We start from the raw sequence: 10279 nt of genomic DNA, 5'->3' as shown, positions 1-10279 counted from the left end.
GGGGTCAGCCCCCTCCGGACCGGCCACCGGGCGGTCCACAGCCAGACGAGAGGCGAGAACGCATGACCACTCACATCTTGGAGATGCGCTCCATCACCAAGACCTTCCCAGGCGTCAAGGCGCTCCAGGACGTCTCGCTCGAGGTCGAACGCGGCGAGATCCACGCGATCTGCGGGGAGAACGGCGCGGGGAAGTCGACCCTGATGAAGGTGCTCTCGGGCGTGTACCCGGCCGGCACCTACGAGGGCGAGATCGTCTTCGAGGGCGCGCCCGCCCGCTTCGGGTCGATCAACGACTCCGAGGACAAGGGCATCGTCATCATCCACCAGGAGCTCGCGCTGGTCCCGTACCTGTCCGTCGCCGAGAACATCTTCCTCGGCAACGAGCAGCGGGGCCGTGGCGGTCTGGTGGACTGGAACAAGACCAACGCCGAGGCCGCGAAGCTGCTGGCCCGGGTCGGTCTCACCGAGCAGCCGATCACCCCCGTCGGCGCTCTGGGTGTCGGGAAGCAGCAGCTCATCGAGATCGCCAAGGCGCTCTCGAAGGAGGTCAAGCTGCTCATCCTCGACGAGCCGACGGCCGCACTCAACGACACTGACTCCCAGCACCTGCTCGACCTGCTCCGCCACCTCAAGGGGCAGGGCATCACGTCGATCATGATCTCGCACAAGCTCAACGAGATCGAGAACATCGCGGACCGCACCACGATCATCCGGGACGGCCGCACGATCGAGACGATCGACATGTCGCTCCCCGAGTCCACCCAGGACCGGATCATCAAGGGCATGGTCGGCCGCGACCTGGAGAACCGGTACCCGCACCGGACCCCGCAGATCGGTGACGAGGTCCTCCGGGTCGAGGACTGGACCGTGCACCACCCGACGCAGTCCGAGCGGATCGTCGTCGACGGTGCGAGCTTCACCGTCCGGGCAGGTGAGGTCGTCGGCATCGCCGGTCTCATGGGTGCGGGTCGTACCGAGCTCGCGATGAGCATGTTCGGCCACTCCTACGGCCGGAACATCACCGGTCGGGTCTTCAAGCGGGGCAAGGAGATCAGGACCCGCACCGTGTCCGAGGCGATCGCCCACGGCATCGCCTACGCGACGGAGGACCGCAAGACCTACGGGCTCAACCTCATCGAGGACATCAAGCGGAACGTCAGTGCGGCCGGGCTGCACAAGATGTCGTCCCGCGGCTGGGTCAACGGCAACGAGGAGCTCAAGGTCGCCGAGGAGTACCGGGCGAGCCTCAACATCAAGGCGCCGAACGTGCTGGCCCTGACAGGTCAGCTCTCCGGCGGCAACCAGCAGAAGGTCGTCCTGTCGAAGTGGATCTACACCGACCCGGACGTGCTGATCCTCGACGAGCCGACCCGTGGCATCGACGTGGGCGCGAAGTACGAGATCTACACCATCATCAACCGGCTGGTCGCCGCAGGTAAGGCGGTCGTCGTCATCTCCTCAGAGCTGCCTGAGCTGTTGGGCATCTGCGACCGGATCTACACCCTGGCCTTCGGCCGGATCACGGGCGAGGTCGCCATCGCGGATGCCACCCAGGAGCGGCTCATGGAGCTCATGACCAAGGAAAGGGAACAGGCGAAATGAGCGTCGTGGCCACCATCCGGGACTCTCTCACCCGGAACCTGCGGACCAGTGGGATCTACATCGCGTTCGTCGCGATCGTCGCTCTGTTCGCCATCCTCACCGACGGCCTGTCTCTCGGGCCGACGAACCTGACCAACCTCGTCCTGCAGTACTCGTACATCCTCATCCTCGCCATCGGCATGGTGATGGTCATCATCGCCGGGCACATCGACCTCTCGGTCGGCTCCGTGGTGGCGCTGGTCGGCGCGGTGAGCGCCACGCTCGTCGTGCGCCAGGGCATGCCCTGGTGGGTGGGCGTCGTGGCCGGCCTGCTGGTCGGCGTGGCGATCGGCGCCTGGCAGGGCTTCTGGGTCGCCTTCGTCGGGATCCCGGCGTTCATCACGACCCTGGCGGGCATGCTGCTGTTCCGTGGGCTGACCTTCCTCGTCCTGAACAACGTCTCGCTCTCCCCGTTCGGCAGCCCGTACACGGAGATCGCGGCGGGCTTCTCGAACGGGCTGCTCGGCGGCCAGGGCTACGACCTGTTCACCCTCGTCGTGTTCGGCATCGCGGTGGCCGGGTACGCCGTGAGCCAGTGGCGGGCACGCGCTGCCCGGCAGGCCTACCAGCAGGCGGTCGAGGGCATCCCCCAGTTCGCACTCAAGATCCTCGTCGTCGGTGCGGTGGTCATGGCCTTCGCGTGGCAGCTGGCCAACAGCCGTGGTCTGCCGATCGTGCTGATCATCCTCGCGGTGCTTATCATCGCCTACACGCTCGTCACCACCCGCACGGTCTTCGGCCGGCACGTCTACGCGCTCGGCGGCAACAAGACCGCTGCTGCGCTCTCCGGCGTGAAGGTCAAGTGGGTCAACTTCGGCGTCATGCTCAACATGGGCGTGCTCGCCTCGGTGGCCGGCATCGTGTTCTCCTCGCGGTCCAACGCCGCCCAGCCGGCAGCCGGCAACATGTTCGAGCTCGACGCGATCGCCGCCTGCTTCATCGGTGGCGCGTCGGTCTCCGGCGGTGTGGGCAAGGTCGGCGGTGCCATGGTCGGCGGTCTGATCATGGCCGTGATGAGCAACGGCATGCAGCTCCTCAGCGTCGAGACGGCCTTCCAGCAGGTCGTCAAGGGCCTGGTGCTGCTCCTCGCCGTCGCGTTCGACATCTACAACAAGAGGCGCTCCGGCTCGGTGCGCTGACCCTCCGGCACGACGGGGCCCGGTCCACCTCGGTGGACCGGGCCCCGTCGTGCGCCGACCGGTGGCCGGCTCCGTCCTCGTCGATCAGGGTCGCTGGGCGAAGCGCTCCAGCAGGTCGGCGTGACCGGACAGGATGAGGATGTCGTTCGCCCCGATCCGGGTCTCCGGGGTCGCGAAGGCGAACTCCACGCCGGGGGACTTCACGCCGAGCACGGTGACTCCGTAGCGCGTCCGGATCTGGGACTGGGCCAGCGTGAACCCGTGCGTCTCCAGGGGCGGGCTCATCTTGACGATGGTGAAGTTGTCCTCCACCTCGATGTAGTCCAGGAGCTTGCCCGAGACGAGGTGGGCGACCCGGGTGCCGGCATCGGACTCGGGGAACACGACGTGGTGCGCACCGATCCGGGTGAGGATGCGGGCGTGCTCCGGCGAGATCGCCTTCGCCCAGATCTGCGGCATGCCCAGGTCGACGAGGTTCCCGGTGATGAGCACGCTCGCCTCGAGCGAGGTGCCCACACCCACGACGGCGACCGAGAAGTCCTTCGCTGCGACCTGCGCGAGCGCCTCGGGGTTGGTCGCGTCCGCCTCGACGAGCGGGAAGCGCCCGGTGAACTGCTTGACCAGCGCGGGGGAGCGCTCGACGACCAGGACGTCGCGGCCCTGGGCCTCGAGCGTCGTCGCGATCGCCGAGCCGAACCGGCCCAGTCCGATGACCAGGATGCCGGACTTCGCGCGCTGCTTCTCGCCGCGCTGGGCTGGGGTGGGAAGCTTGTCAGCCAAGGATCGGCCTCTCCTCGGGGTACCGGATGACCCGGCGCCGATCACGCAGCGCGAGTGCGGCTGCGACGGTCATGGTGCCCGTGCGCCCCACGAACATCAGGGCGGAGAGCAGGTACTTCGCGGACTCGGGCAAGGCCATCCCGGTGCTGAGGCCGACGGTGGCGAAGGCCGAGATCACCTCGAAGAGCACATGGTCGAGTTTCTCACCGGTGAGCTCGAGCAGGGCAAGGCTGGAGACCAGGACGATCGTCGCCCCGACGAAGGCCACGGCCACGGCGAGTCTCAGGCTCTCCCGGGGGATCCGCCGACCGAAGGCCTCCACGTCACGGTCTCCGCGCGCCTCGGCGATGATCGCCAGGACCATGACCGCGAGGGTGGTCACCTTGATCCCACCGGCCGTGGAGGCGCTCCCTCCGCCGACGAACATCAAGGCGTCGGTGAAGAGCCAGCTCGCCTCGTGCATCGCGCCCGTCTCGACGGTGGCGAACCCGCCGGATCGGGGCATGACGCCCGCCATGAGGGCGCCGAGGAACTTCCCGGAGGTGTCGAGCCGACCGAAGGTCTCCTCCCGGTTCCACTCGAAGAGGCCGATGATCACCGCGCCCCCGACGGTCAGCACCGCAGAGGTCGCGAGGGTGAGCTTGGTGTGCAGCGACCAGTGGGAGTACGCCTTGCCGGTGCGCCAGATGTCGAGGATGACGGGGAAGCCGAGAGAGCCGATGGCGACCCCGAGGAGGATCGGCGCACCGAGCCACCAGTCGGAGGGGTGCTCGACGAGGCCGCCGGCCGTCGGGACGAACCCCGCGTTGTTGAACGCGGAGACGCCGTAGAAGATCGCGTGCCAGGCGGCCTCGCCGATGGTCTCCCGGAGCACCAGGAACCGGGGGAACAGGGCCGCGGCGATCGCGAGCTCGAGGGCCGTGGAAGTCACGACGATGACCTGCAGCAGGGCACCGACCTCGCCGAGCCGCGAGATCTTGGTCTCCGAGGCGGTGAGCAGGCGTTGGGTCAGGCCGATCCGTCGCGAGACGGCCATGCCGAGCAGCGAGGCGAGCGTCATGACGCCGAGCCCGCCCACCTTGATCCCGACGAGGATCACCACCTGGCCCCAGGTGGACCAGTAGGTCGCGGTGTCCACCGTGGTCAGGCCGGTGATGCAGACGGCTGAGGTGGCGGTGAACAGGGCGTCGGCGACCGAGGCGCCCGTGCCGTCCGCGGTGGCCTGCGGGAGGAGCAGCAGAGCGGTGAACACGCCGATGACTCCGGCGAAGACGGTCACCGCGAGGCGTGCGGGGGAGTGGCGTGCTGCGGAGTCGACGAGCGACCGGGCGGCCAGCAGCGGGCGGGGGACCTGCACGGACCACCTCCCAGTGCCTGCGACGTGCGACGCCGGGGATCCGGTCGTCGCGTTCCGGCGACAACTGTGGCACGAGGCAGCGTTACGGTGAGCCATGCACACGCGCGTGGTGTGGTCCCCGTCGCTGCTGGCCTACGACTTCGGCCCTCAGCACCCGATGGCTCCCCTTCGCCTGGAGGCCACCTTCGGCCTCGCCGAGGAGCTGGGCCTGCTCGATCTGCCGACGGTCGAGATCGTCGGGGCGGAGGTGGCCGCGGACTCCCTCCTCGAGCTGACCCACGCACCGGCCTACGTCGCCGCGGTGCGGCACTGCTCCGAGACGGGCGAGGTGGACGTCGACCACGGCCTGGGCAACGAGGACAACCCCGTCTTCCGCGGGATGCACGAGGCCGCGGCCCGGGTGGTGAGCGGGAGCGTGGACGGAGCCCTCGCCGTCTGGACCGGTGAGGCGCAGCACGCGGTCAACCTCGCGGGCGGGATGCATCATGCGATGCCGGACCACGCCTCCGGCTTCTGCGTCTACAACGACGCCGCGGTGGCGATCAGGGCGGCGCTCGACGCAGGGGCGGAACGGGTCGCCTATGTCGACATCGACGCCCATCACGGCGACGGGGTCGAGCGGGCCTTCTGGGACGAACCGCGGGTGCTGACGATCTCCGTGCACGAGACGGGTCACGCGCTGTTCCCCGGCACGGGCCACCCCGGCGACCTCGGGGGCAGCGCGGCCAGGGGACATGCGGTCAACCTCGCACTGCCCTCCCGCACCGGGGACGGCGAGTGGCTGCGCGCCATCCACTCGCTCGTGCCCCAGCTCCTTCGAGCCTTCCAGCCCCAGCTCGTCGTGAGCCAGCACGGCTGCGACACGCACCGGCTCGATCCGCTGACGAACCTCGCCGTCTCGGTCGACGCACAGCGGGAGGCCGCGGTCCTGCTGCACGACCTCGTGCACGAGGTGGCCGACGGGCGCTGGCTCGCGCTCGGCGGGGGTGGCTACGCCGTGGCGCACGTGGTGCCGCGGGTGTGGGCGCACCTGCTGGGGATCGCCGCGCACGCGCCGGTCGACCTCTCGACCCCGCTCCCCGCGCACTGGCATGACCGGGCGGCCGCCACCTGGGGCGTGGCGATCCCGGCGACGATGGGGGACGACGTGGTCCTGCCCCGGGTGCGGACCTTCGCCGAGGGCTACGACCCCGCGAACGACGTCGACCGGGCGATCCTCGCGACCCGCCGGGCCGCCTTCCACTGGCACGACCTGGACCCGATGCTCGACTGACGGACGTCCGCAGGGCCGCCCGGGTGACGCGCACCACCTGTCACTCTGTTCGCCCCTTTCACAGGCGCATCACCAGGCCCTAGGGTGAGCGCAGCGCCCTGAGCGCTGGACGGCGCCGGCGGATCCACCCTCGGCTCGGGTACGAGGAGCGGACGAGCATGAGCAGTGGTCCCGAGGGGTCGCGGCCGCGCTACCTCACCGTCGCGGAGGTCGCCGAGACGATGCGGGTCTCCAAGATGACGGTGTACCGGCTCGCCCAGTCGGGCGAGCTGCCGGCCGTACGGGTCGGACGCTCCTACCGCGTGCCGATCGAGGCGCTCGAGGCCTACCTCGCCGCTTCCCCCGCCTCGACCGTCGACGGCGAGGGTCACTCCTCGCGCCGGAGCGGCTGACCTCGGCGGGTGGCCCTCAGGCCCCCCGTGCGCCGGTACCCCGCGCACACGGTAGAGTGACCAACGGACTTTTCCGCGCGCGCCCTCCGGCATTCCAGACCGGTGACGTGCAGACCCGAATTGCGAGGACCCATGGGCTCCGTCATCAAGAAGCGTCGCAAGCGCATGGCGAAGAAGAAGCACCGCAAGCTGCTTCGCAAGACGCGCCACCAGCGCCGCAACAAGAAGTGACGCTGCGGCTCGTCTGAGCTGCGTACGCCTCGGGCCCGGCCTCGTGCCGGGCCTTCGGCATGTCCGGGGTGCCCGGTGCCGGTCCGGCGGTCCACCGCGCCGCGTCGGTCGGGGAGCCGGGCTCAGTCGGGCAGGGCTCTCGCCTGAAGGGCGCGCCGTCCGGCGCGGAGCACGACGCTGGCCGCCCACACGGCGCCGGCCCAGCTCGCGGCATGCATGCTCCCGCGAGCGGCGGCGCGGCGGCGGCCGCGGAACTCGCGCACCGGCCAGCCCTTCGCGCGTGCAGCCCTCCGCAGCCGCGGGTCGGGGTTGATCGCGACGGGATGCCCGACCGCCGCCAGGATCGACATGTCGTGGGCGGAGTCGCCGTAGGCGTAGCACCGCGACAGGTCCAGCCCGCGTTCGCTCGCGAGGCGCCGCACGGCCTCCGCCTTGGCCTGTCCGTGCAGCATGTCGCCGACGAGCCGGCCGGTGTAGAAGCCGTCCTTCTGCTCGGCGACGGTGCCGAGGGCTCCCGTCACGCCGAGCCGACGGCCGATGAGCTCGCCGACCTCGACCGGGCTCGCGGTGATGATCCAGACCTCGTGCCCGGCCGCGAGGTGGTCCGTCAGCAGGGCATGGGTCCCGGGGAAGACGCGCAAGGACAGGACCTCGTCCCAGACCTCCTCGCCGATCGCGGTGATCTCTGCCGACGAGCGCCCCGCGACGACGGACAGCGCCTTGGAGCGCACCTGCGCGATCTCGTCGAGGTTCTCCCCGAGGGCGAGGTACCGCGCCTGGTGCACGGCGAAGCGCGCGAGGTCGAAGAAGCCGACGAATCCTCGTCGGCGCAGGCCCATGGCGAGGTGGAAGGCGCTCGCTCCGCGCACGATCGTGTTGTCGAGGTCGAAGAAGGCCGCCGTGCCTTCTGCCGCACGGGGAGCGACAGACGTTGGCTCGGCCACGTCACCCACTGTAGCCGCGGCCTCTATCCTCGGTCGGATGAGGCCAGAGTGGTGAGCGGGCAGGACGGCAGGCTCACGCTGTACGTGCGCGAGGGGTGTCACCTGTGCGACGACGCCCTCGGCCTGCTGACGCGGCTCGCGGCCGAGACGGGTGTGTCGTGCCATGTCGTGGACATCGACACGGACCCCGTCCTGGTGGAGCGTTTCGGCGAGATGGTTCCGGTCGTGACGGTGGACGGCGTCGTCCAGGGTTACTGGCGGATCGACGCCGGGCGCGTGCGCAGGGCACTCGCCCCGCGGTGACGCGCCTCAGGGCCGCCGGGTTCCCCGGCGGCCCTGAGGTCGGGCTGAGTGCGGGCGTCCGCGACGCCCCTGCCGGTCAGGCGGCGGGCACGGCCTCGATGTCGAGGGTGATGGTGACCTTGTCGCCCACCAGGACGCCGCCGGTCTCCAGTGCGGCGTTCCACACCAGGCCGAAGTCCTTGCGGGAGATCTCGGTGGAGGCGGAGAAGCCGATGCGCGCGGTGCCGAACGGGTCGGTCGCGGCACCGTTGAACTCGGTGCGCAGCGTGACGGGGCGCGTGGTGCCGCGGATGGTCAGGTCGCCGTGCACGAGGAGGTCGTCGCCGTCCGTCTCGACGGAGGTCGAGGCGAACGACCACCTGGGGTGGTTGTCGACGTCGAAGAAGTCGGCCGTGCGCAGGTGCCCGTCCCGGTTGGCGTCACGGGTGTCGACCGTGGCCGGGTCGAGGGTGGCGGTCACGGTCGCCGCGGTGCGGTCCTCGGGGATCACGAGCGTGCCCTCGACGATCGCGACGGTGCCGCGGGCCTTGGCGATGCCGGCGTGCCGGACGGAGAAGTGCGCCTGGCTGTGCGAGGTCTCGACCGCGAAGGTGCCGGTCGGGAGGGTGGTGGGGAGCGTGGTGGTCGTCATGAGGGCCTCCGGGATCGGTGTGGGCGACCGGCCGGCCACCCATATAGTTGAATCGTCAACACTTGCTAGTTGAGATTTCTACTACACTGGGGCCCGGGGCGCAAGCCCCCCGATGCGGGTCTGCGAGCGAGGAGCGAAGGATGCGCGAGACGTCGAGGAGCCAGGAGAGCGGTCCGGCTGTCATGCCGGCCGGCGCCCCGGCTGCCGAGGATGTGCCGGGAACGACGGAGGATGTGCCGGGAACGGCGGGCGAGGTCCGGTGGCTCACCGCCGAGCAGCAGGCCTCCTGGCGCGCGTACCTGCTCGGGGTCGCGCGGCTGACGGAGGCCCTCTCGCGCGAGCTCGACGACGACGCAGGTCTCTCCCTGAGCGAGTACGAGATCCTCGTCCGGCTCTCCGAGGCTCCCGAGCGCACCGCCCGCATGTCGGAGCTCGCCCACTCCCTCGTGCACTCCCGCAGCAGGCTGACCCACACGGTCAGCCGGCTCGAGAAGCGGGGACTGGTCGAGCGACGCAGCTGCGCCGCCGACGGTCGAGGAGTGAACGCCGCGATGACCGACGAGGGCTACGCCCTGCTGGTCGCCGCCGCGCCCGGGCACGTGCGCGCGGTGCGCGAGCACCTGGTCGACGTGCTCACCCCCGAGCAGCTCGCCGCGTTGGGCGAGGCGATGGCCCTGGTCGCCCCGGACGTGACCGGCTGAGCCTGCGTGAGCGCGTGCGCGAAGCGGCTGTGCGGTGAGCGACACTGGTGCCATGGCGACGACCACGGTCCACCTGCTGCGACACGGCGAGGTGCACAACCCTGACGGTGTCCTCTACGGACGACTCCCCGGCTTCCGGCTCTCCGAGCGGGGCGTGGCGATGGCCGAGCGCGTCGCCGGTCACCTCGTGGGTGCGACGGACGAGCCTGGCGAGCGGCGAGACGTCGTGCACGTCGTCGCCTCCCCGCTCCAGCGCGCGCAGGAGACGGCCCGGCCGATCGCCGAGGCCTTCGGCCTCGACGTCGAGGCCGACGAGCGACTGCTGGAGGCCGAGAACCACTTCGAGGGGCTCACCTTCGGGGTCGGCGACGGCTCGCTGCGTCGGCCCGCGCACTGGCGGTATCTGTGGAACCCCTTCCGTCCCTCCTGGGGAGAGCCGTACCGGGCGCAGGTCGCCCGCATGCTCGCCGGGGTCAGCGCCGCACGCGAGGCCGCGACGGGGCACGAGGCCGTCATCGTCAGCCACCAGCTGCCGATCTGGGTCACCCGGCAGGCGCTCGAGGGGAAGCGGCTGTGGCACGACCCGCGCAAGCGCGAGTGCTCGGTCGCCTCGCTGACCAGCCTGCACTTCGACGGCGACGAGCTGAGCGGGATCACCTAAAGCGAGCCCGCCGGCGACCTGCTCCCCGGGACCCGGCAGACCCCGGGGGCCTGAGGATGCGCATGCTGCGCTCAGCGGGGAGACCGATCGTCCTCGCGATCGCCGTCGTGGTGGTGGCGGTCCTGGCGCTGTCCTCCCTCGCGGGTTGCGTGAGCACGGCGGGGCTCACCGACGACGGCGAGGACGCGGGGTACGTCTCGGGGGACGCCTCGGTGACCACCTGG

The 10279-nt window shown here is 70.5% G+C and carries 12 protein-coding genes; 8 read left to right on the top strand and 4 right to left on the bottom strand.

The features are described from left to right. Nucleotides 1-62 precede the first annotated feature (62 nt). The gene (gene mmsA, locus ABWK99_RS09310) at nucleotides 63-1604 is read left to right on the top strand and encodes a multiple monosaccharide ABC transporter ATP-binding protein (RefSeq protein ID WP_372594420.1); all 1542 of its coding nucleotides are present in this window, start codon (nucleotides 63-65) and stop codon (nucleotides 1602-1604) included. Next, complete coding sequence (mmsB, locus tag ABWK99_RS09305; RefSeq protein ID WP_372594419.1) at nucleotides 1601-2782, top strand: multiple monosaccharide ABC transporter permease; 1182 nt, start codon at nucleotides 1601-1603, stop codon at nucleotides 2780-2782. Before mmsA ends, mmsB begins: the two co-directional genes overlap by 4 nt. Before the next feature lie 84 nt (nucleotides 2783-2866). On the opposite strand, the gene ABWK99_RS09300 is transcribed toward mmsB, so the two are convergent. Beyond that, nucleotides 2867-3562: a TrkA family potassium uptake protein gene (locus ABWK99_RS09300; protein WP_372594418.1), complete on the bottom strand. Its 696-nt coding sequence runs from the start codon at nucleotides 3560-3562 to the stop codon at nucleotides 2867-2869. After that, nucleotides 3555-4919: a TrkH family potassium uptake protein gene (locus ABWK99_RS09295; protein WP_372594417.1), complete on the bottom strand. Its 1365-nt coding sequence runs from the start codon at nucleotides 4917-4919 to the stop codon at nucleotides 3555-3557. The genes ABWK99_RS09300 and ABWK99_RS09295 overlap by 8 nt, the downstream gene beginning before the upstream one ends. A 94-nt stretch (nucleotides 4920-5013) precedes the next feature. On the opposite strand from ABWK99_RS09295, the gene ABWK99_RS09290 reads away from it, so the two are divergent. The 3 genes from ABWK99_RS09290 to ABWK99_RS09280 all read left to right on the top strand — a co-directional run bounded on the left by ABWK99_RS09290 (nucleotide 5014) and on the right by ABWK99_RS09280 (nucleotide 6815). Continuing rightward, complete coding sequence (locus ABWK99_RS09290; protein ID WP_372594416.1) at nucleotides 5014-6192, top strand: acetoin utilization protein AcuC; 1179 nt, start codon at nucleotides 5014-5016, stop codon at nucleotides 6190-6192. A 158-nt stretch (nucleotides 6193-6350) separates the two neighbouring features. Next, nucleotides 6351-6584 carry a helix-turn-helix domain-containing protein gene (locus ABWK99_RS09285; RefSeq protein ID WP_372594415.1) on the top strand — a complete coding sequence of 78 codons (234 nt, stop codon included), beginning with the start codon at nucleotides 6351-6353 and terminating at the stop codon, nucleotides 6582-6584. Between the two features lie 132 nt (nucleotides 6585-6716). Beyond that, nucleotides 6717-6815, top strand: a complete 99-nt coding sequence (locus ABWK99_RS09280) for a 30S ribosomal protein bS22 (protein ID WP_003792170.1) — start codon at nucleotides 6717-6719, stop codon at nucleotides 6813-6815. A gap of 122 nt (nucleotides 6816-6937) precedes the next feature. On the opposite strand, the gene ABWK99_RS09275 is transcribed toward ABWK99_RS09280, so the two are convergent. Next, entirely contained in the window at nucleotides 6938-7759 is an 822-nt protein-coding gene (locus ABWK99_RS09275) for an HAD family hydrolase (RefSeq protein WP_372594414.1), read from the bottom strand. A gap of 51 nt (nucleotides 7760-7810) precedes the next feature. On the opposite strand from ABWK99_RS09275, the gene ABWK99_RS09270 reads away from it, so the two are divergent. Beyond that, entirely contained in the window at nucleotides 7811-8062 is a 252-nt protein-coding gene (locus ABWK99_RS09270; protein ID WP_372594413.1) for a glutaredoxin family protein, read from the top strand. A gap of 76 nt (nucleotides 8063-8138) precedes the next feature. Here the strand turns inward: ABWK99_RS09270 and ABWK99_RS09265 are convergent, their stop codons facing one another. Beyond that, the gene (locus ABWK99_RS09265; RefSeq protein ID WP_372594412.1) at nucleotides 8139-8693 is read right to left on the bottom strand and encodes a YceI family protein; all 555 of its coding nucleotides are present in this window, start codon (nucleotides 8691-8693) and stop codon (nucleotides 8139-8141) included. Between the two features lie 140 nt (nucleotides 8694-8833). Between ABWK99_RS09265 and ABWK99_RS09260 the strand changes: the two genes are divergently transcribed. Both ABWK99_RS09260 and ABWK99_RS09255 read left to right on the top strand, forming a co-directional pair. Continuing rightward, nucleotides 8834-9394: a MarR family winged helix-turn-helix transcriptional regulator gene (locus ABWK99_RS09260; RefSeq protein ID WP_372594411.1), complete on the top strand. Its 561-nt coding sequence runs from the start codon at nucleotides 8834-8836 to the stop codon at nucleotides 9392-9394. A 52-nt stretch (nucleotides 9395-9446) separates the two neighbouring features. Then, the gene (locus ABWK99_RS09255) at nucleotides 9447-10055 is read left to right on the top strand and encodes a histidine phosphatase family protein (protein WP_372594410.1); all 609 of its coding nucleotides are present in this window, start codon (nucleotides 9447-9449) and stop codon (nucleotides 10053-10055) included. Nucleotides 10056-10279: the final 224 nt, after the last annotated feature.

Origin of the sequence: Actinotalea sp. (genome assembly GCF_041597215.1) — a bacterium.
Taxonomy (GTDB): domain Bacteria; phylum Actinomycetota; class Actinomycetes; order Actinomycetales; family Cellulomonadaceae; genus Actinotalea.
The sequence above is the reverse complement of the archived record's forward strand: the minus strand, read 5'-3'. Positions and strand labels throughout refer to the sequence as shown.

Excerpts from the sequence above, each read along its gene's own strand:
- ABWK99_RS09285 (WP_372594415.1), top strand. The coding sequence starts at position 6,351 with ATGAGCAGTGGTCCCGAGGGGTCGCGGCCGCGCTACCTCACCGTCGCG.
- ABWK99_RS09255 (WP_372594410.1), top strand. The coding sequence starts at position 9,447 with ATGGCGACGACCACGGTCCACCTGCTGCGACACGGCGAGGTGCACAAC.
- mmsA (WP_372594420.1), top strand. The coding sequence starts at position 63 with ATGACCACTCACATCTTGGAGATGCGCTCCATCACCAAGACCTTCCCA.
- mmsB (WP_372594419.1), top strand. The coding sequence starts at position 1,601 with ATGAGCGTCGTGGCCACCATCCGGGACTCTCTCACCCGGAACCTGCGG.
- ABWK99_RS09260 (WP_372594411.1), top strand. The coding sequence starts at position 8,834 with ATGCGCGAGACGTCGAGGAGCCAGGAGAGCGGTCCGGCTGTCATGCCG.
- ABWK99_RS09265 (WP_372594412.1), bottom strand. The coding sequence starts at position 8,693 with ATGACGACCACCACGCTCCCCACCACCCTCCCGACCGGCACCTTCGCG.
- ABWK99_RS09290 (WP_372594416.1), top strand. The coding sequence starts at position 5,014 with ATGCACACGCGCGTGGTGTGGTCCCCGTCGCTGCTGGCCTACGACTTC.
- ABWK99_RS09280 (WP_003792170.1), top strand. The coding sequence starts at position 6,717 with ATGGGCTCCGTCATCAAGAAGCGTCGCAAGCGCATGGCGAAGAAGAAG.